Below are 20,073 nucleotides of genomic sequence, written 5' to 3' on the forward strand. Positions count from 1 at the left end.
AGGGATGTTTCTGGCGGTTCTGTCCGGTTTCTTTCCTGATACTGCCGCCTATGCTTCAATGATTATAGAACGTGTTTCAGTTTGTCGAAGGAGACATCTGGTGGTAGACCCTCGGAATGTCCGGCCGAATCTGCCGGACGGATTCGACGTCACAGACCCCGGCATCTATGCCGAACGAGTCCCGGTCGAGGAGTTCGCCGAACTGCGCCGAACCGCCCCGGTCTGGTGGAATCCGCAACCGGCCGAGGTCAGTGGCTTCCACGACGAGGGCTTCTGGGTGGTGAGCAAGCACGCCGATGTCAAAGAGGTGTCCCGGCGCAGCGAGGTGTTCTCCACCTACGAGAACACCGCGATCCCGCGCTTCAACGACGACATCACCCGCGAACAGATCGAACTGCAGCGCTTCGTGCTGATCAACAAGGACGCGCCGGAGCACACCAAGCTGCGCAAGATCATCTCCCGCGGTTTCACCCCGCGTGCGATAAACGGTCTGCGCGCGGAACTTTCGGCGCGGGCCGAATCGATCGTCAAGGCCGCGGCTGAATCCGGCAGCGGCGACTTCGTCACCCAGATCGCGTGCGAGCTGCCGTTGCAGGCGATCGCCGAGCTGATCGGGGTGCCGCAGGAGGATCGGATGAAGGTCTTCACCTGGTCCAACGACATGACCGGATACGACGACCCGGACAACGACGCGGACCCGGTCATGGCTTCGGCCGAAATCCTCGGCTACGCATACCAAATGGCCGCCGCACGCAAGGAATGCCCGGCCAACGACCTCGTCACCACGCTGATCGAGGCCGACGTCGACGGCGACAAGCTGAGCGAGGAAGAGTTCGGCTTCTTCGTCATCATGCTGGCCGTGGCCGGCAACGAGACCACTCGTAACGCCATCACGCACGGCATGAACGCCTTCATGGAGCACCCCGAGCAGTGGGAGCTGTTCAAGAAGGAGCGCCCGGCCACCGCCGCCGACGAGATCATCCGGTGGGCCACGCCGGTCACCTCCTTCCAGCGGACCGCGCTGGAAGACACCGAGCTCGGCGGCGTGCAGATCAAGAAGGGCGAGCGGGTAGTCATGCTGTACCGCTCGGCCAACTTCGACGAGGACGTCTTCGACGAGCCGGAGAAGTTCGACATCCTGCGAAAGGACAACCAGCACTTGTCCTTCGGCGGCACCGGCGCGCACTTCTGCATCGGCGCGAACCTGGCCCGGCTCGAGGTGGACCTGATCTTCAACGCCATCGCCGATCATCTGCCGGACATCACCAAGCTCGGCGACCCGAAGCGGCTGCGTTCCGGCTGGCTCAATGGGATCAAGGAATTCCCGGTGGACTACAAGACCTGCCCGGTCGCGCACTGAGCGCACCGAAACCACAAAGGCCCTCGGCCCGGTAGTCCCCACTCCGGTCCGAGGGCCTTTCGCCGGTCGGTCTGTCAGTCGACCTTCTTCGCGGTCGCCATGGCGCGGTCGACCTCCCAAAATGCGCGCAGCGCGGCGATTTTGCCGGTCTCGTCCACCCGGTAGGTGAACACCCCGTCGGCGTCGATCCGATGGCCGCCGAGCGTGCTGCGGATGGTGCCGGTGAACGCGATCTCGTTCCCGCACGCGAACGAGTCACCGAACAGGAACTCGATCGAAGTCGTCTGCGCGATCGCCTTGTCCCAGAACGCCGCGATCGCCTCCTTGCCGCGGTGGCCCTTGCCTTCCGGATCGAAACCGGAAGGGCCGATGGGATCTTCGACGATGCCGTCCTCGGCGAACAGGGCGACCCAGGCCGCCTTGTCCCGGGCGCGCACCGCGGCCTGCGACGCGAGCCCGGCGGTGCGGGCGGGATGGTCGGTGGTGGTGGTCATGCCGGTACCTCCGCGACGATCGGGTCTTCGATATTCGCCGCGGCGAATCGGCGCAGCGAGTCCTGTTTGGCGGCGAGTTCGCCGTCGAAGCCGATGCCGTCCATCAGCCACGGCACCACGATCGCATCGGTGACACCGGCATCGGCCAGATCTTGATAGCCCGACCGGCCGAACCGGTCGACGCACACCGCCTGGATCTCGAACGGTTCGGTGCCCCGGCCGAATTCGGCGCGCAGCGCGTCGAGCTTGCCGATGGTCCGGCGCAGCTCGTCGTAGGTCATCATCGCCGAGGCCCATCCGTCGCCGACCCGGGCCGCCCGGCGCAGCGCCGCCTCGGTGTGCCCGCCGATATAGAACGGCACCGGCTCGGTCGGGGCCGGGCTGACCTGCAACGGATCGAAATCGAAGAATTCGCCGTGGTATTCGACCATGCCGCCGCCCAGTACCAGCTTGATGACCTCGATCATCTCGTCGACCCGGGCCCCGCGGCGCGCGTACGGCACGCCGCACCATTCGAATTCCTCCGGCGCCCAGCCGATGCCGACACCGAAGCCGAACCGGTTGCCGGACATGGCCGCCACCGAGCCCACCTGACGCGCCAGCAACAGCGGATTGCGCGAGCCGAGCTTGAGCACATTGGTGTAGAACCGGATTCGGCTGGTCGCCATGGCCATCGCGGTCGCCCCGATCAACGGGTCGACCCAGGGTGTCTCCGGACCCCAGAACCTGCTCCCGTCGGCGGTGTAAGGGTATTTCGCCGCCGCGGACTGCATGTAGAACAGCGAGTCCGGTAGCGCGACCGACGAGAAGCCGCACTCCTCAGCGGTTTTCGCCAGTTCCGGCAACTGCTCCAGGGGGCTGAGCGCGATGCCGAGGGTGAACTGCAGTGGGCTCATCGCCGCTCCGAGCCGACGACCCAGAGCGAGAAGTACTGGGAGCCACCGCCGTAGGCGTGGCCGACGGCCTTGCGGGCTCCTTCCACCTGGTACGCGCCGGCGCGGCCCATGACCTGCTTGGCCGCCTCGGCGAACCGGATGAGCCCGGACGCGCCGATCGGGTTCGAGGAGAGCACGCCACCGGAGGGGTTGACCGGCAGAATGCCGCCGATCTCGGTTTCTCCCTTGTCGGTGAGCTTCCAGCCGTCGCCCTGCGGCACGAAGCCGAGGTTCTCCAGCCACATCGGCTCGAACCAGGAGAACGGCACGTAGATCTCCGCGACGTCGATCTCGTTGAGCGGGTCGGTGATTCCGGCGGCCTGCCACAGCGCGGCCGCCGCGTCCTGACCGGCCTGCGGGTTCACCTGGTCGCGTCCGGCGAAGGTGGTCGGCTCGGTGCGCATCGCGGTGCCGTGCACCCAGGCCACCTTCTTGCCGGTCGCCTCCACCGCGGTCGCCGCTTCCTCGTCGCCGATCACGATGGCGCAGGCGCCGTCCGACGACGGGCAGGTCTCGTCGAAACGAATGGGGTCCCACAGCATTTGCGACGCCAGCACGGATTCGAGCGTGATATCGGGCTGTTTGAGGTGGGCGAGAGGGTTTTTCGCGCCGTTGCGCCGATCCTTGACCGCGACCATCGCGCCGATATGGCTCGGCGCGTTCGAGCGCCGGATGTAGGAGCGCACATGCGGGGCGAAGTAACCGCCCGCGCCCGCGCCGACCGGCATGGTGAACGGCACCGGAATCGACAGTGCCCACATGGCATTGGACTCCGACTGCTTCTCCCAGGCGATCGCGAGTACGCGCTTGTGCACGCCGGCCTGCACCAGGTTGGCGGCGACCACTCCGGTGGATCCGCCGACCGAGCCCGCGGTATGCACGCGCAACAGCGGTTTTCCGGTGGCGCCCAACGCATCCGCGAGATACAGCTCGGGCATCATGACGCCCTCGAACAGATCGGGAGCCTTGCCGACCACCACGGCATCGATATCGGCGATGGTCAGGCCCGCGTCGACCAGCGCGCGGTCGATGGCCTCGCGGCACATGCCCGCCATCGATACATCGGTTCTTTTCGTCACGTGATGGGTTTGGCCGGTGCCGAGCACCGCAGCGGGATTGGTCATCGGCTCGCCTCCGAATCCAGGACTGTCACAAGGTTCTGCTGCAGCGCGGGGCCGCTGGTGGCATGGGCGAGTGCACGATTCGCGGTGCCGCCCATGATCGCCTCGGCCGCGAAACCGATGCGTTCGAGCCCGGCGGCGAACATCGGGTTCGCGGCGAGCGCGCCACCCGACGGGTTCACCTTGGTCCCGTTCTTCAGGCCGATCGCCTCGGTGAGGATCAGCTGCTGATGGCTGAACGGCGCGTGCAGCTCCGCGATATCGAAGCCGCTCGTGTCGCCACCGGTAACCGCCTGTGCCGCAGCCGCGGTCGAGGGGGAGACGGTGAGGTCGCGGGCGCCGAGATTCGGCGTGTCCACCCGATGCGCCATACCGGTGATCCAGGCGGGCCGCTCGCACAGTTCGCGCGCGCGGTCACCGACCGCGAGCACGATGGCCGCCGCGCCGTCGGTGACCGGCGCGATGTCGTGGGCGCGCAGCGGATCGGCGACATACGGTGTGCCGAGCAGGCTTTCGACGTCGCCGTCATCGCCTGCGGCGACCGCGGCCATGTCCTGTTCGGTCCAACGCCCCGCGTCCAGACCCGCCCGGGCCTGCAGACCCGCGATCGACCAGGCGTCCGGCCAGAGCGGTGTCACCAGGTACGGGTCTAGCTGCATGGTGAGCACCTGGCGCAGCGTGCCGGCCGAGGACTTGCCGAAGCCGTACACCAGCGCGGTCTCCGCCTGCCCCGAGCGCAGTTTCACCCAGGCCTCGTACAGCGCCCAGGCCGCGTCCATCTCCACGTGGGACTCGTTGATCGGCGGCACCGCGCCGATCGCGTCGATCGCCGAGATGAACGAAAATGCGCGTCCGGCAAGGTAATCCGAGGAGCCGGAGCACCAGAAGCCGATATCGGACTTGGTGATGCCGAGCCGGCTGTAGAGCTGCTGGAAGCAGGGCACCAGCATCTCGACGCCATTGGTGGTGCCGAAGGTCTCCGGCACGTGCGGCGCGTGGGCGAAGCCCACGACCGCGATATCCGTTCCGTGGTCAGTCAACGTGGGCCTCTCAGAGGTGGTGCTTGTAGGTCTCGTAGTCGGCATCCGGCTCGCCGGTGGGGCGGAAGTGGTCCACGTTCTCCAGCCCGAAGCCCCACTCCTCGCGCGGCTTCCACACCGCCTCGACCCGCATACCCATCCGCACTTCGCTTGCCTCGCAACCGAGTACGAGGTGCAGCACCGGGATGTCGGCGCCGTCGAGCAGCACGTACGCCGCGACATAGGGCGGCTTGATCCGCTGGCCGAGGAACGGCACGTTGACGATGCAGAACGTGGTGACGGTGCCGCGGTCGGGCAGCTCGACGGTCTGGTCGGTCGGCCTGCCGTCGGTCGGATTGGCGCCGCGCGGCGGGAAGTACACCTTGCCCGCGGCGTCGGTGCGCCCGCCGAGCAGCTTGCCTTCCGCGAGTCCGCGCAGGTAGACGGTCTCCTGCGGCGACGCGGTGTGCTTGTAGCTGAGGTCGACCGGTGTGGTGATGACCGAGATCGGATCGCCGCCCGTCTCGGTGCCTTCGGTGGTCGCTTCCGGTTGTTCGCCCGGCACGAAGCACGCGATGTCATGAATGCTGCCGCTGGTTTCCGCGGCCCACCGGACGGCCACCCGCATGCCGGTCCGGATGTCCTCCGGCGCCGCGATATCGACGGCGTGCAGCAGCGTGGTGTCCGCGCCGTCCAGCCGGATCAGCGCCCACGCGAACGGCCGGTCGAACGGCTGGCCGGGCAGCGGTTCGCGTACCCAGGTCCACGATTCGACGGTGCCGACCGCGGCCACGTCGACGAAGTCGGTGAGCGGCTCCGCGCTGACCGGGTCGTACTCGGGCGGCGGCACCAGCACCCGGCCGTCCGTGCCGCGCACCCCGACGATCTTGCGGTCGCGCAGGGCGGTCAAGAACTTGCCGATCGTCGGTCCGACGGACCGGGTGTAGTCGAATTGCACCCGTAGGGGCGCACTGAGTACATCAGGTGCGGTGGTGTTCAAATCCGACCCTCTCTCATCCGCGATTACGCCGGATGCGGTATTCCCCTGAGTCACAATGTCGAGTAGAACAGGTTCTTATTCTGCTGGCAAGATGCGGTGTCGGTGACGGGCTGTGCAAACTGCTCGGAGGTCGGTCGGAAAGGGTCGAGCATGAAGTTCGGATTGCAACTCGGGTACTGGATGGCGCAGCCGCCGCAGCACGCGGGGGAGTTGGTGCTGGCGGCGGAGGCAGCCGGTTTCGATGCCGTGTTCGCGGCGGAATCGTGGGGCTCGGATGCGTTCGGCCCGCTGACCTGGTGGGGTTCGGCCACGCAACGGGTCCGGCTCGGCACCTCCGTCGTGCAGATGTCGGCGCGCACGCCGGCCGCGACCGCGATGCACGCGCTGACCCTGGATCACCTCAGCGGCGGCCGGGCCGTGCTCGGGCTCGGCGTATCCGGGCCGCAGGTCGTCGAGGGCTGGTACGGCCAGCCGTTCGCCAAACCGCTACAGCGGACCCGCGAATACGTCGGGATCATCCGGCGCATTCTCGAGCGGGCGGCGCCGGTGACCAACGACGGGCCGAACTACCCGCTGCCCTACGCGGGTCCGGGGGCGACCGGGCTCGGTAAGCCGCTCAAGCCGATCGTGCACCCGTTACGTGCGGATCTGCCGATCTGGCTCGGTGCCGAAGGGCCGAAGAACGTCGCGCTCACCGCGGAGATCGCCGACGGCTGGCTCGCGATCTACTACGCGCCGCGGCTGGCGAACATGTACAACGACTGGCTCGACGAGGGCTTCGCCCGGGCGGGTGCGCGTCGGTCGCGGGCGGATTTCGAGATCGCCGCGAGTTGTCAGGTGGTGATCACCGACGACGCCGCGAGCGAACTCGAGCGGATGCGCTGGGTCATGTCGCTCTACATCGGCGGGATGGGCGCGCCGGAGCAGAATTTCCACGCGCAGGTCTACCGCCGGATGGGCTACGAACGCGAGGTCGACGAGATCGGCAGGCTGTTCCAGGCGGGCAAAAAGGCCGAGGCGGCCGCCGTCGTGCCGGACGAAATGATTCTCGATACCGCGATCATCGGCGACGAGGCGCATGTGCGCGAACAACTGAAGGTGTGGGAGGCGGCCGGGGTCACCATGATGCTGGTGTCCGCGGCGGACGTCGAGCAATTACGTCGCCTCGCCCCCCTTGTCGATATGTAGAACACGTTCTAGATTCGAATGATGACGGCGCAGGAGTCAACGAAAATTCTCGGTCTGTGGAACATCGCCGAAGCCGAACCGGATCGCATCGCCTTGGTCGATCCGGCGGGCCGGGAGGTGACGTATCGCGAATTGGCCACGCTCGCCGACCGATACGCCACCGGCCTGCGCGGGCTCGGCCTGAAAACCGGTGACGTGCTGGTCAGCATGGTGCACAACTGCACGGAGGCGGTCGCCGCCTACTTCGCGGCCTACCAGGCCGGGCTGTACATCGTCGCGGTGAACTGGCACCTGACCGGCCCCGAAGTCGCCTACATCCTCCAGGACAGCGAGGCGAAGGCGTTCCTGGCCAGCGACCGCTTTGCCGCGACCGCGACCGCCGCGGCCGATGAAGCGAAACTGCCTGCCACGGCACGCTTTTCGGTCGGCGAGATCGAAGGCTTCCGCTCGGTGGCCTGGCTCGGGGCCGCCGACACCGGCCGTCCGTCCGACCGCAGCACCGGCGCGCCGATGCTCTACACCTCCGGCACCACCGGGCGGCCCAAGGGTGTTCGCCGACCGCTCACCGGCGCCGACCCCGACGTCGTGCCGCCGCACACTACGGCCTTCTTCGGTTTGTTCGAGCTCGCGCCGTACGACGAGCACGTGCACATCTGTGGCTCGCCGCTCTATCACACGGCCGTGTTGAACTTCGCGACCATCTCGATCCAGTTGGGGCACAAGCTCGTTCTGATGGATCGGTGGGAAGCCGAGGAAATGCTGCGGCTCATCGACCGGTACCGGGTGACGCACAGCCACATGGTGCCCACCCAGTTCCATCGGCTACTCGCCCTGCCCGAGGCGGTGCGCGCCAAGTACGACGTTTCCTCGCTGCGCAGCATGGTGCACGGCGCGGCCCCCTGCCCACAGGAAACCAAACGACAGATGCTCGACTGGTGGGGTCCGACGGTCACCGAGTACTACGCGGCCACCGAGGGCGGCGGCACGGTGATCAACGGCACCGACTGGCTGCGCAAGCCCGGCTCGGTCGGCAAGGCCTGGCCCTGGTCGGTGATCAAGGTGCTCAGCGAGGAAGACGGCACCGAGGTGCCCGCCGGTGAACCCGGCCTCGTCTACATGCGCATGGGCGCTTCGAGTTTCGAATACCACCACGACAAGGCCAAAACCGAGGACTCCCGCGTCGGTGACCTGTTCACCGTCGGCGACATCGGCCACCTCGACGAGGACGGCTACCTCTACCTGCACGACCGTCGTTCCGACCTGATCCTGTCCGGCGGCGTGAACATCTATCCCGCCGAGATCGAGAACGTGCTCGTCACCCACCCCAAGGTCGCCGACGTCGCCGTCTTCGGCATCCCGCACCCCGACTGGGGCGCCGAAGTCAAAGCCGTCGTCCAACCCGCCCCCGGCATCGAAGGCGACGACGCCCTCACCGCCGAACTCTTGGCCTTCGCCGCAACCCAACTCGCCAAATACAAGATGCCCAAATCAATCGACTACCTCCCCGAACTCCCCCGCGACCCCAACGGCAAGCTCTACAAGCGCAAACTCCGCGACCACTACGTACCCGCCCCCTAGCGGACCCGCCCCGCGCCCTCCGCCTGTCGCGTCGTCTGGCCGCGCGAGATGCCGTGTGGCACGCGAGATTCCGCGCTCCACGCGAGATTCCGCGCGGCACGCGAGATTCCGTGCGGCGCAGCATCGTATGCGTGCCCCCGCGGGGGCTGCTGGTGTAAACGGAGCGCGCCCCCGCGCGCGTCTTCGCGACCCTTCCGGTGTGTCGCCCGGCAAGTCGTCGCGCGCGGTGCGAAAACGTGCGCGGCGCAGCGCCGCGCAGGCGAGACCCGCGCGACAGTTGGGGCGTCGCGCGCACGTTTCGCCAGCCTTCCGGCGCGTTGCTCGGCAAGTCGTCGCGCGGGGGGGCGAAAACGTGCGCGGCGCTGCGCCGGGCGAGTGCCCGGTGGCGCCTGCTGCGGCTAACGGAATGCCCCCGCGCGCGTCTTCGTGACCTTCCGGTGTGTTGTGCGGCAAGTCGTCGTGCGAGGCGCGAAAGCGTGCGCGGGGCGAAGACCTGCGCAGCATTGCGTCGGGCGGGTGCCTGGTGGCGCCTGCTGCGGCTAACGGACTGCTCCCACGCGCGGTTTCGCGGCTCTTCCAGCGTGTCGCCCGGCAAGTCGTCGTGCGCGGTGCGAAACGTGCGCGGGACGCGAAAACGTGCGCGGCGCAGCGCCGCGGAGGCGAGACCCGCTGCGGCAGTTAGGCGTCGCGCGCACGTTTTCGCCAGCCTTCCGGCGCGTTGCCCGGCAAGTCGTCGCGCGGGGCGCGAAAAAGTGCGCGGGAGTGCCGGGTGCGTGTCTGGCGGGGCCTGCTGGGCTAACGGATTGCTCCCGCGCGTGTCTTGGCCAGCCTCGCGGTGTGTTGTCCGGCAAGTCGTCGCGCGGGGGCGCGACAACGTGTGCGGGACGCGAAAACATGCGCGGCAGCGCCGGGTGGGTGTCCGGCGAGGCGTGCTGGTGCTAACGGATTGCTCCCGCGCGCGTCTCGGCCAGCGTTCTGGTGCGTCGCTCGGCAAGTCGTCGTGCGGGGTGCGAAAACGTGCGGCGGGAGCAGCGTCGGGTGGGTGCCCGGCGGGGGCCGCTGGTGCTAATGGATTGCTCCCGCGCGCGTTTTCGTCAGCCTCCCGGTGTGTCGCTCGGCAAGTCGTCGCGCGGGGCGCGAAAACGTGCGCGGGGTGCGAAAACGTGCGCGCGGCAGCGTCGGGTGGGTGTCCGGCGGGGGCTGCTGGTGCCAATGGAGCGCTCCCGCGTGCGTCTTCATGACCCTCCCGGTGTGTCGCCCGGCAAGTTCATCGCGTGGCACGCGTGAAGACGCGCGCGGCAGCCGAAGACCCGTGCGGCGCAAGGGGTGTACCCGCGCGCACAGGGACCAGCGGGTTACCTGCGCGGTGCAGCGGGCGAGGTCGGGGCCTACTGCGGTGGCGCGCATTTCCAGGTTGCGGCGCTCTACGCCGTCTCTGCCGCGGTATTCGCGCGAGCGCAGGGCCGCAATGCCCAGCCCGCAACGAGCTGGGCACCACGCCGTCTGCCCCATACCTTCCGGGAGCGGCGGAACCTTACACCGCTTCGCGCAGTTCGGGGGCCAGGCCGAACAGGGGGAACAGCTTGTCGGTGTCGAGGAAGAAGTTGAGGCCGGAGATGGTGTCGCCGTCGAGTTCCAGGACGGTGATCGACCAGGGGACCCAGACGCCGGGCTCGCCGCTCGGCTTGTAGTGGCCGAAGGCGGGGTGACCGTTGGCGCCCTCGAGGCGGATCATCCGGGAGTCGCGGCAACCGCTGCCGTGACCGAGCATGAACGCGACCACGTTCTCCGGGCCGGAGATCCACAGTTCGATCGGCGGCATGGACAGCGCCACATCGGTTTTCAGCAGCGAGGTCAGGGTGTCCATGTCGTAGGCCTCGAAGGCCTTGACGAAGTTGTCGACGAGCTTGCGCTGGTCGTCGTCGGACTCGTCGTAGTTGTCCGAGGTGGTCGGCTGCACCTTGGACATGGTCGCCCTGGCCCGCTGCAGCGCGCTGTTGACCGACGCGGGTGACATGGTGAGGGCTTCGGCGGTCTCGTTGGCGGAGAACCGCAGCACCTCGCGCATGATCAGGATGGCCCGCTGGGTGGCGGGCAGGTGCTGGCAGGCGGCGACGAAGGCCAGCCGCAGGGTGTCCTTGGCCGAGGCGTGGTCGGCCGGGTCGGCACCGAAGGCCAGAGCGTTCGGGATCGGCTCGATCCAGACGTAGTCCGGCTGGGGTGCGGGGAGCGGCGAGTCCGGTCGTGACGGACCGGACAGGTCCATCGGCCTGGCCCGCCGCTGCGGGCCGTCGAGCATGTCCAGGCAGACGTTGGTGGTGATTCGATACAGCCAGGAGCGCAGGCTCGCGCGACCCTCGAACGAGTCGTAGGACTTCCACGCGCGGGTGAAGGTTTCCTGGACCGCGTCTTCGGCCTCGAACGAGGAGCCGAGCATGCGGTAGGCGTAAGCGCACAATTCCCGGCGGTGCTTCTCGAAGGATTCGAGGACGTCGGGAGCGAGGCCGGCGGTGTGGCCGGACAAGTCGTTCATGGGTGTCACCCTGCCACAGCCCACCGACACATCCCAGACCCAAATGTCCGTTACCTGCGTTTTCAAGATCGCGCAGCGGGCCGTGTGCCCGGTCACATCGCCCGCTCAGCGATGAGTTCCGGGCCTGCGCGTCGTCTTCATAGATGCGCAGAAAACAGGCGGACTACGAAAAGGGACCGACACATGAGCAGCCGGATGATTTTTCTCAACTTCCCCGTCGCCGATCTGGATCGGTCGAAGAAGTTCTACGAGGCGCTCGGCTGGAAGGTCAATCAGGAGTTCACCGACGACAACGCGGCCTGCATCGTGATCGACGACAACATCTGCATCATGCTGCTGACCAGACAGTTCTTCACCACGTTCTGTCGCCGCCCGGTGGCCGAAACCACCGAAAAGATCGGCGCCTCCTACAGTTTGGCGCTGACCAGCGTCGCCGAGGTGGACTCCTACATCGGCGCGGCGCTGGCCGCGGGCGGCACCGAGGAGGTCAACGCGGAGAAGCGGGCGCAAGAGGAACAGGTCGGCATGTACAGCCGCACGTTCATCGATCCCGACGGTCACCAGTGGGAGCCGTTCTGGATGGCCTACCCGGCCGGCTGAATTCGCCGTGCGAACGCCCCCGGTCACCGAAAGGTACCGGGGGCGTGTTGTTTTCAGCTACCGGTGAAGGTCGGCTTGCGTTTTTCCGCGAACGCCTTCGGGCCCTCCTTGGCGTCGGTGGACTTGAACACCGCCATGCCGAGCTTCGCGTCGATCTGGAACGCCTCTTCCTCGTGCATGCCCTCGGTTTCCCGGATGGTGCGCAGGATGGCCTGCACCGCGAGCGGACCGTTGGCGGCGATCTGGGCCGCGAGCTCGAGGGCCTTGTCGAGCGCGCCGCCGTCCGGGACCACGTGCCCGATCAGGCCGATGTCCTTCGCTTCGGCCGCGGTGACGTGCCTGCCGGTCAGCAGGATGTCGGCGGCGACGGTGTAGGGGATCTGGCGGACCAGTCGCACGGCGGACCCGCCGAGCGGGAACAGTCCCCAGCGAGCTTCGGACACACCGAATTTCGCGCTTTCACCGGCCACCCGGATATCGGTGCCCTGCAGGATCTCGGTACCGCCCGCGATGGCGGGGCCCTCGACCGCCGCGATCAACGGCTTGGTGAGCCTGCGGCCCTTCAGCAGCGCCTCGATCTTCGACAGGTCCCAGCCGCCGCCCGCGAAGGAATCGCCGGGATGCTGCGCGGTCATCGCCTTCAGGTCCGCGCCCGCGCAGAACGCGCCGCCCGCGCCGGTCAGGATCGCGACCCGGATATCCGGATCGTTGTCCACCTGGTCCCAGGCGTCACGCATGATCGCCATCATTTCGGCCGAGAGCGCGTTGCGCGCCTCGGGGCGATTCATCGTGACGATCAGGACATGATCGCGTTTCTCGACGAGACAGTGTGGCATCGGCGAATCTCCTGACTTTCGAACCTTGCCAGGAACAGTAACACGTTCTATTTTAGGGCTGTGAGCTACAACATAGCGGACCTTGTCGAACACGCCATCGACCTGATGCCCGACCGCGTCGCGCTCGCGGACGACAGCCGTGAGGTCACCTACGCCCAGCTGGAGGAGCGCGCCAACAAACTGGCTCACTACCTGCTCGAACATGGTGTTCAGCCGGGCGACAAGGTGGGCATCTACTCGCGCAACACGATCGAGGCCGTCGAGGCCATGGTCGCGGTGTTCAAGGCGCGGGCGGTGATGGTCAACGTGAACTTCCGATACGTCGAGAACGAGTTGCAATATATCTTCGACAATTCGGACATGGTCGCGCTGATTCACGAGCGCCGCTACAGCGATCGGGTGGACGGGGTGCTCCCGAAAACGCCGCTGCTGAAGACGGTGATCGTTGTCGACGACGATACGACCGGCAGCACCGCGACCGCAGCGGATTCGGTCGAATACGAGGCCGCGCTGGCCGCCGCGTCGGGGGAGCGTGACTTCGGTGAACGCTCCGGTGACGACATCTTCATGCTCTACACCGGCGGCACCACGGGACTGCCGAAGGGCGTGATGTGGCGGCACGAGGACTGGTGGCGGGTGCTCGGCGGCGGTATCAACTTCCTCACCGGCGAATACGTCCAGGACGAGTGGCATCAGTCCAAGCTCGGCGCGGGCAACCCGCAGATGGTGCGGTTCCCGATTCCGCCGATGATCCACGGTGGCTCGCAGACGGCGACCTTCCACAGCCTCTTCGACGGCGGCAAGGCCGTGATGATCCCCGAGTTCACCGGGCACGGGGTGTGGCAGCACATCGACCGGCACAAGATCAACCTCATCTTCATCACCGGCGACGCGATGGCCCGGCCGATGGTCGACGCGCTACTGGAGGGGAACCCGGAAACCGGTGCACCCTACGATCTTTCGAGCCTGTACGTGATCGCCAGCAGCGCCGCGCTGTTCTCGCCGACACTCAAGGACAAGTTCCTCGAACTGCTGCCCAACCGGATGATCACCGATTCCATCGGGTCCTCGGAGACCGGTTTCGGCGGGCTGTCGGTAATCGCCAAGGGCGCCAACCACACCGGTGGTCCGCGGGTGAAGATCGACGCCGCCACCGAGGTGCTCGACGAGGACGGCAATCCGGTGGTGCCCGGCTCCGGGCAGGTCGGGCTCATCGCGCGCAAGGGCCACATCCCGGTCGGCTACTACAAGGACGAGGCCAAGACCGCGGCAACGTTCAAGGAGTTCAACGGGATTCGCTATTCGATCCCCGGCGACTACGCGCGGGTCGAGGAGGACGGCACGGTCACCATGCTCGGCCGGGGTTCGGTCAGCATCAACAGCGGCGGCGAGAAGATCTACCCCGAAGAGGTCGAGGGTGCGCTGAAATGCCATCCCGAGGTCTTCGACGCCCTCGTCGTCGGCGTCGAGGACGAACGCTGGGGTCAGCGCGTCGCCGCCGTCGTCCAGTGCCGCGGCGACAAGCGCCCCACCCTCGAGGAGCTGCGCCCCGTCCTCACCCAGGAGATCGCCCCCTACAAACTCCCTCGCAGCCTCTGGTTCGTCGACCAGATCAAGCGCAACCCCGCCGGCAAGCCCGACTACCGCTGGGCCAAAGCCCAAACCGACGAACGCCCCGCCGACGAGCACGCAGAAGCAAGTACCAAGTAAGCCGCGAGCGCATACCGAGGGCCGCCACGGATACCGTGGCGGCCCTCGGTGTGGTGCCTTCCGGCCCGCGCAGACAAGAACGGCCCGCCGGATCGGCGGGCCGTTCGGGGGTGGGTCAGGTGGGGTTGGTGGTGAGGAGGGCGCCGAGGGCGCGGAGGTGGTCGGTGGCGGCGCCGAGGGCGAATTCGTTGTGTTTGGCGGCGGTGAAGTAGTTGTGCACGATGTGGTCGCGGTCGATGCCGACGCCGCCGTGAATGTGCACGACGGTGTGCGCTACGCGGTGGCCCGCATCGGCGGCCCAGAATTTGGCGGTGTGCACGGCGGCGGCGCTCGGCAGGTCCTCGGACAGCTGCCAGGCCGCCTGGGTGACCGCCAGACGCAGGCCCTGGACGTCGATGTAGGCGTCGGCGAGCCGCTGGGCCACGGCCTGGAAGCTGCCCACTGCCTTGCCGAATTGTTCCCGCTCGCGGGCATATTCGGCGACCAGGTCGAGTGCGCGCTCCACCGTGCCGAGCTGGAGTGCGCTGAGACCGAGCCAGGCCCGGGTCAGCAGCCAGCCCAGGATCTCGGCCCCCTGTTCGACGGTGCCGACCAATTCGGCTGGGGCATCGGCGAATTCGACGAGGTACTCGGGGCTGCGATCGACGACCTGCTGCGCGGTCACCGTCGCCGCGGCGGGATCGACCAGGAAGACCGCGGGCCCGCCCGCGACGGTGGCCGGGACCAGGATGCGCTCGGCGCGATCGGCCACCGGCACCGTGGTTTTGACGCCGGTGAGCCGCCAGCCGCCGTCCGCCTCGACCGCGACGGTGGTGGGCCTGGCCGTATCCCAGTTGTGCTCTTCGGTCAGCGCCGCGGTCAGGATCACCTGGCCCGCGCCCGCCTGGGTCGCCCGATCCTGTTGCGCCGCACCGCCGAACCGCGCCAGCGCGCCCGCGCCGACCACGATCGACCAGAGGTACGGCACGGCGGCGAGCGACTTGCCGAGTTCGCGCAGCACGGCGGTCTGCTCGAGGACGCCGAAGTCGCCGCCGCCGACGGACTCCGGCAGCGCCGCCGCGAGCACGCCGGTGTCGGCGAGCGAACTCCACAGCGCCGCGTCGAATCGTTCGTCGGCTTTGTCGAGTTCGCGCAGCCGGTCGGCGGTGACGAGTTTGGCGCACACCTCGCCGGTCAGCCGGGCCAGATCGAATTGGGCTTCGGTGGGAGTGAAATCCATGTCGGCTCTCTGCTTTCCGGATCAGCGCGCGGCGGCGGGTTGCTTGAGGGCGGTCATCGCGATGATGTCGCGCTGCACCTCGTTGGTGCCGCCGCCGAAGGTCAGGATCAGCGCGGCCCGATGCATCCGCTCGAGCCGTCCGCGCAGTTCGGCGCCGGGGGAGTCCTGCCGCAGATAGGCCTGCGGGCCGAGTACCTCCATGAGCAGCCGGTACGCCTCGGTGGCCAGCTCGGTGCCGTACACCTTGCAGGTGGAGGCGTCCCACGGCCGGGGCGCCGCGTCGCCGCCCGCGTCGGCCCGGCTGGCGATCTCCCAGTTCAGCAGCTTCAGGTATTCGACCTTCGCGTGCACCCGGGCCAGGTTGACCTGAACCCATTCCTGGTCGATGACCCGGGAGCCGTTGCCCGCCTTGGTATTGCGCGCCCAGTCGACGGTCTGGCGCACGGCGAGCGCGAGCGGTCCCGCGGAGGTGAGCGCGACCCGCTCGTGGTTGAGCTGGTTGGTGATCAGCGCCCAGCCGCCGTTCTCCTGGCCGACCAGTGCGCTCGCGGGCACCCGGACGTCCTGGTAGTAGGTCGCGCTGGTGTCCGGCCCCGCCATGGTGTGCACCGGGGTCCAGGAGAAGCCCTCGGCCGTGGTCGGCACGATGAGCATGCTGATGCCCTTGTGCTTCTTGACATTCGGGTCGGTGCGCACCGCGAGCCAGACGTAGTCGGCGTAGGCGATCAGACTGGTCCACATCTTCTGGCCGTTGATCACGTAGTCGTCGCCGTCGCGCACCGCGGAGGTGCGCAGGCTGGCCAGGTCGGTGCCCGCACCGGGTTCGGAGTAGCCGATGGCGAAGTGCAGCTCACCCGCGGCGATCTTGGGCAGGAAGAAGCGCTTCTGCTCCTCGCTGCCGTAGTGCATGATCGTCGGCGCGACCGAGTTGATGGTCAGGAACGGCACCGGGGCGCCGGCGATCGCGGCCTCGTCGGTGAAGATCAGCTGATCCATCGTCGACCGGTCCTGACCGCCGTATTCCTTCGGCCAGGCCAGCGTCAGCCAGCCGTCGCGGCCCATCTCCCGCACGACGTCGCGATAGACGGTGCCCTGACCGTACTCGCCCGTCTGCGCGCTGAGCGCGGCCCGCCGCTCGGGGGTGATGAGTCGCGCGAAGTAGTCGCGCAGCTCCGCGCGTAGCTCCTCCTGCTGCGGCGTGTACGCAATGCGCATGGCAAATACCTCATGCCTTCTCGATGTGGGTGCACCCGATCATTGCATACCGACTGAAACATGTTCCAGTATTGCTACTGAATCCGGTCGATAGCGCCACCTGCGGCGGTACCGGCTTGTTAGGGTTCGCCAAGGATCGCGGTAAAGGAGTTCTCATGAAGGTAAGCGTCGATCTGGATCAGTGCGAGGCGAACGGAATCTGTGTCGGAATCGCCCCCGACGTGTTCGAACTCGATGACGAAGACCAGTTGCACATTCTGGCGGCCGAGGTGCCCGCCGACCGCGTCGCCGACGTCGAGGACGCGGTCGCGCAATGCCCGAAAGCGGCGCTGCGGCTCCAGTGAAATGGTCCCTTGCCATCGGCTGGAACACGTTCTAGGGTCGGCCCCGTGGACGATGTAGATGTGAGCCTGGCCGGACGAGTGGCGATCGTGACCGGAGCGGGCGCCGGGCTGGGGCGGGCAGAGGCGCTCGCATTGGCCGGTGCCGGTGCCTCGGTGGTGATCAACGACCTGGCCGAATCGGATGCGGTGTCCGACACCCTCTCCGAGCTCCGCGCGCTCGGCGTCAAGGCCGAGTTCGTCGCGGGCAGCATCGCCGAACGCGCGACCGCGGACGCGCTGATCCGCACCGCCGAGGAAGCCTTCGGTGGCGTGCACATCGTGGTGAACAATGCCGGGATCACCAGGGACCGGATGCTGTTCAACATGTCCGACGAGGATTTCGACGCCGTCGTCGCGGTACACCTGCGTGGGCATTTCCTGTTGTCCCGCAATGCCGCGGCCTATTGGCGCGGCAAGTCGAAGGCGGCCGGCGCGCCGGTGTACGGCAGGCTGATCAACACCTCGTCGGAGGCCGGTCTGCTCGGCCCGGAGGGGCAGGCGAATTACGGCGCCGCCAAGGCGGGCATCACCGCGTTGACGTTGTCGGCGGCGCGGGCACTGGCGCGCTACGGCGTGCGCGCCAACGCGATCGCGCCGCGCGCGCGGACCGCGATGACCGAAGCGGTGTTCAGCGCCGCGCCCGAGGGTGCGGTCGATCCACTGTCTCCCGACCATGTGGCCCGGCTCGTCGCCTATCTCGCGTCCCCGGCCGCCGACGCGGTGAACGGTCAGCTGTTCGTGGTCTACGGCGCGATGGTGGCGCTCATGGCCGCGCCCGTCGTCGAGCAACGGTTCGACGCCGCGGATGGTCAATGGGCGCCGGGCGATCTCGCGGCCACTCTCGGCGGCTACTTCGCCGAACGTCCTGCCGGGCAGACCTTCTCGGCCTCGGCGCTGCTCGATCTCGGCTGAGCCCGCAGCGTCGCCGCCCGATCTCCGGCGCGAAACATGCGCAGCGAGGATCGGCATCTGCAAGACCCACTCGACACGAACTGCTGATCAACCGACCAACTGTTGATCAAGGGTCCGGCACTTGGTAGACATTGGGTGTCGAGATGTGCTCCGCCTCACAAAGGTGGGATCAATCTCTCTGACACCCGTTCCAGATTTATATGCCGATGCAGCTAAAAAGTGCAGTTCAAAAGTGACAAACATCTTCCGGCAACGTTGTGAACGTGTTCTAATCAATGAGGCGGTGCGGCCTCGGTGAAGAATCGTGCCGTGAGGTTGTACGCGGGTTCTGAGCAAGGAGGTTCGTAGATGAACGAGGTCCTTGCCGTGCCATTGCGGGCCGTCGGCGGGTTCTTCGAACTGACTGCCGAAGTCGCACGCGCCAGCGTGCGCAGGCCATTTCAATGGCGCGAGTTCATCGACCAGTCCTGGTTCATCGCACGGGTCTCGATCGTGCCGACGCTGTTGGTCGCGATTCCATTCACGGTTTTGGTGAGCTTCACCCTCAACATCTTGTTGCGCGAGATCGGCGCGGCCGATCTCAGCGGCGCGGGCGCGGCGTTCGGCGCGGTGACCCAGGTCGGGCCGATCGTCACGGTGCTGATCGTGGCGGGTGCCGGAGCCACCGCGATCTGTGCTGACCTGGGCGCCCGCACGATTCGCGAGGAAATCGACGCGATGCGGGTGCTCGGTATCAACCCGGTGCAGCGACTGGTGGTGCCGCGCGTGCTCGCCTCGATGTTCGTCGCGTTGATGCTCAACAGCCTGGTCTGCACCATCGGCATCGTCGGCGGATTTCTCTTCTCGGTGTTTCTGCAGGACGTGAACCCCGGCGCGTTCGTCAACGGCATCACGCTGCTGACGCATTTGCCCGAATTGATCATCTCGGAAGTGAAGGCCGGATTGTTCGGGCTGATCGCCGGGCTGGTGGCCTGTTATCTGGGTTTGAATGTCAAAGGTGGTCCCAAGAGTGTCGGTGATGCGGTGAATCAGACCGTCGTCTTCGCCTTTATGGCTTTGTTCGTCGTGAACGTGGTGGTCACCGCGGTAGGCATCAAGTTCACGGCGCGGTGACCGCATGGCCTTCGTGATCGAATCCCGCTTCCCGCGTACCGTTCGACGGGTGCGTCGGATGTCGGACTCGCTCGATTCTGTCGGAAAACAGGCTGTGTTCTACGCGCAGGCGCTGGGGGCAATTCCGCGCGCGCTCACCCACTATCGGACCGAGACCATTCGATTGATCGCCGAAATCAGCATGGGCAGCGGTGCTTTGGCGGTGATCGGCGGCACCGTGGTGATCGTCGGCTTCCTCACCCTGTTCGCCGGCGGCACCATCGCGGTGCAGGGCTACAGCTCGCTCGGCAATATCGGCGTCGAGGCGCTCACCGGATTCTTCGCGGCCTTCATCAATGTCCGCATCGCCGCCCCGGTCATCTCCGGCATCGGTTTGGCCGCCACCATCGGCGCCGGCTCGACCGCGCAACTCGGCGCCATGCGGGTGGCCGAGGAGATCGACGCGCTGGAGTCCATGGCCATCCGACCGGTGCCGTACCTGGTCGGCACCCGGGTGCTGGCCGGGATGATCGCGATCGTGCCGCTGTACGCGCTCGCCGTGATCGCGTCCTTCCTGGCCAGCCGGTTCGCCACGGTGGTCATCTACGGGCAGTCGGCGGGTGTGTACGACCACTACTTCTCCACCTTCTTGATCCCGAGCGACATCCTCTGGTCGTTCGCGCAGGCGATCTTCATGGCCCTGGCGGTCATGCTCATCCATACCTACTACGGCTACAACGCCGCGGGCGGCCCGGTCGGGGTCGGCGTGGCGGTCGGCAACGCGGTGCGGACCTCGCTGGTCGCGGTGGTCACGGTGACACTGCTGATCTCGCTGGCCATCTACGGCACCTCCGGCAACTTCCACCTCTCCGGATAGC

The 20,073-nt window shown here is 67.2% G+C and carries 18 protein-coding genes; 9 read left to right on the forward strand and 9 right to left on the reverse strand.

Annotation, left to right across the window (positions count from 1 at the left end; translation table 11 throughout):
* Positions 1-58 precede the first annotated feature (58 nt).
* Positions 59-1,360, forward strand: coding sequence for a cytochrome P450 (locus tag O3I_RS02910; RefSeq protein ID WP_424769574.1), 1,302 nt, complete (start codon positions 59-61; stop codon positions 1,358-1,360).
* Positions 1,361-1,434: 74 nt separating this feature from the next.
* On the opposite strand, the gene O3I_RS02915 is transcribed toward O3I_RS02910, so the two are convergent.
* From O3I_RS02915 to O3I_RS02935, 5 genes are read right to left on the reverse strand one after another with little or no spacing between them, the layout of a single operon-like run.
* Positions 1,435-1,854, reverse strand: a complete 420-nt coding sequence (locus O3I_RS02915) for a nuclear transport factor 2 family protein (protein ID WP_014981398.1) — start codon at positions 1,852-1,854, stop codon at positions 1,435-1,437.
* Entirely contained in the window at positions 1,851-2,741 is an 891-nt protein-coding gene (locus tag O3I_RS02920) for a TIGR03619 family F420-dependent LLM class oxidoreductase (RefSeq protein ID WP_041563335.1), read from the reverse strand. The genes O3I_RS02915 and O3I_RS02920 overlap by 4 nt, the downstream gene beginning before the upstream one ends.
* Positions 2,742-2,746: 5 nt before the next feature.
* Positions 2,747-3,913 (reverse strand): thiolase domain-containing protein, encoded by a 1,167-nt coding sequence (locus O3I_RS02925; protein WP_014981400.1) that lies wholly within the window; start codon positions 3,911-3,913, stop codon positions 2,747-2,749.
* On the reverse strand, positions 3,910-4,950 hold the full coding sequence (locus tag O3I_RS02930; protein ID WP_041562375.1) for a lipid-transfer protein: 1,041 nt from the start codon (positions 4,948-4,950) through the stop codon (positions 3,910-3,912). Before O3I_RS02930 ends, O3I_RS02925 begins: the two co-directional genes overlap by 4 nt.
* A 10-nt stretch (positions 4,951-4,960) precedes the next feature.
* The gene (locus tag O3I_RS02935) at positions 4,961-5,929 is read right to left on the reverse strand and encodes a Zn-ribbon domain-containing OB-fold protein (protein WP_041562376.1); all 969 of its coding nucleotides are present in this window, start codon (positions 5,927-5,929) and stop codon (positions 4,961-4,963) included.
* 150 nt (positions 5,930-6,079) lie between these two features.
* Here O3I_RS02935 and O3I_RS02940 point away from each other — a divergent pair, with 150 nt between their 5' ends.
* Entirely contained in the window at positions 6,080-7,117 is a 1,038-nt protein-coding gene (locus O3I_RS02940; RefSeq protein ID WP_014981403.1) for an LLM class F420-dependent oxidoreductase, read from the forward strand.
* Positions 7,118-7,135: 18 nt separating this feature from the next.
* Positions 7,136-8,695 carry an acyl-CoA synthetase gene (locus O3I_RS02945; RefSeq protein WP_014981404.1) on the forward strand — a complete coding sequence of 520 codons (1,560 nt, stop codon included), beginning with the start codon at positions 7,136-7,138 and terminating at the stop codon, positions 8,693-8,695.
* 1,534 nt (positions 8,696-10,229) lie between these two features.
* On the opposite strand, the gene O3I_RS02950 is transcribed toward O3I_RS02945, so the two are convergent.
* Complete coding sequence (locus O3I_RS02950) at positions 10,230-11,228, reverse strand: sigma-70 family RNA polymerase sigma factor (protein ID WP_014981406.1); 999 nt, start codon at positions 11,226-11,228, stop codon at positions 10,230-10,232.
* 183 nt (positions 11,229-11,411) lie between these two features.
* Here O3I_RS02950 and O3I_RS02955 point away from each other — a divergent pair, with 183 nt between their 5' ends.
* A complete protein-coding gene (locus tag O3I_RS02955) occupies positions 11,412-11,828 on the forward strand; it encodes a VOC family protein (protein WP_014981407.1) in 417 nt (138 codons plus the stop codon).
* Positions 11,829-11,881: 53 nt separating this feature from the next.
* Here O3I_RS02955 and O3I_RS02960 read toward each other — a convergent pair whose 3' ends face one another.
* Positions 11,882-12,664, reverse strand: a complete 783-nt coding sequence (locus tag O3I_RS02960; RefSeq protein WP_014981408.1) for a crotonase/enoyl-CoA hydratase family protein — start codon at positions 12,662-12,664, stop codon at positions 11,882-11,884.
* 60 nt (positions 12,665-12,724) lie between these two features.
* On the opposite strand from O3I_RS02960, the gene O3I_RS02965 reads away from it, so the two are divergent.
* Positions 12,725-14,374, forward strand: coding sequence for an acyl-CoA synthetase (locus tag O3I_RS02965; protein ID WP_014981409.1), 1,650 nt, complete (start codon positions 12,725-12,727; stop codon positions 14,372-14,374).
* A 115-nt stretch (positions 14,375-14,489) separates the two neighbouring features.
* Here O3I_RS02965 and O3I_RS02970 read toward each other — a convergent pair whose 3' ends face one another.
* Positions 14,490-15,593, reverse strand: a complete 1,104-nt coding sequence (locus O3I_RS02970) for an acyl-CoA dehydrogenase family protein (RefSeq protein WP_014981410.1) — start codon at positions 15,591-15,593, stop codon at positions 14,490-14,492.
* A gap of 21 nt (positions 15,594-15,614) precedes the next feature.
* Positions 15,615-16,808 carry an acyl-CoA dehydrogenase family protein gene (locus O3I_RS02975; protein WP_014981411.1) on the reverse strand — a complete coding sequence of 398 codons (1,194 nt, stop codon included), beginning with the start codon at positions 16,806-16,808 and terminating at the stop codon, positions 15,615-15,617.
* Positions 16,809-16,963: 155 nt separating this feature from the next.
* Here O3I_RS02975 and O3I_RS02980 point away from each other — a divergent pair, with 155 nt between their 5' ends.
* From O3I_RS02980 to O3I_RS02995, 4 genes are all read left to right on the forward strand, one after another.
* The gene (locus O3I_RS02980; RefSeq protein ID WP_014981412.1) at positions 16,964-17,152 is read left to right on the forward strand and encodes a ferredoxin; all 189 of its coding nucleotides are present in this window, start codon (positions 16,964-16,966) and stop codon (positions 17,150-17,152) included.
* Between the two features lie 45 nt (positions 17,153-17,197).
* Positions 17,198-18,103 carry a 3-oxoacyl-ACP reductase gene (locus O3I_RS02985; protein WP_041562377.1) on the forward strand — a complete coding sequence of 302 codons (906 nt, stop codon included), beginning with the start codon at positions 17,198-17,200 and terminating at the stop codon, positions 18,101-18,103.
* Positions 18,104-18,451: 348 nt separating this feature from the next.
* Positions 18,452-19,216, forward strand: a complete 765-nt coding sequence (locus O3I_RS02990) for an MlaE family ABC transporter permease (protein WP_014981414.1) — start codon at positions 18,452-18,454, stop codon at positions 19,214-19,216.
* Between the two features lie 4 nt (positions 19,217-19,220).
* Positions 19,221-20,072 carry an MlaE family ABC transporter permease gene (locus O3I_RS02995; RefSeq protein WP_014981415.1) on the forward strand — a complete coding sequence of 284 codons (852 nt, stop codon included), beginning with the start codon at positions 19,221-19,223 and terminating at the stop codon, positions 20,070-20,072.
* The last annotated feature ends 1 nt before the right edge of the window (position 20,073 follow it).

This window comes from Nocardia brasiliensis ATCC 700358, assembly GCF_000250675.2.
GTDB classification, from domain to species: Bacteria; Actinomycetota; Actinomycetes; order Mycobacteriales; family Mycobacteriaceae; genus Nocardia; species Nocardia brasiliensis_B.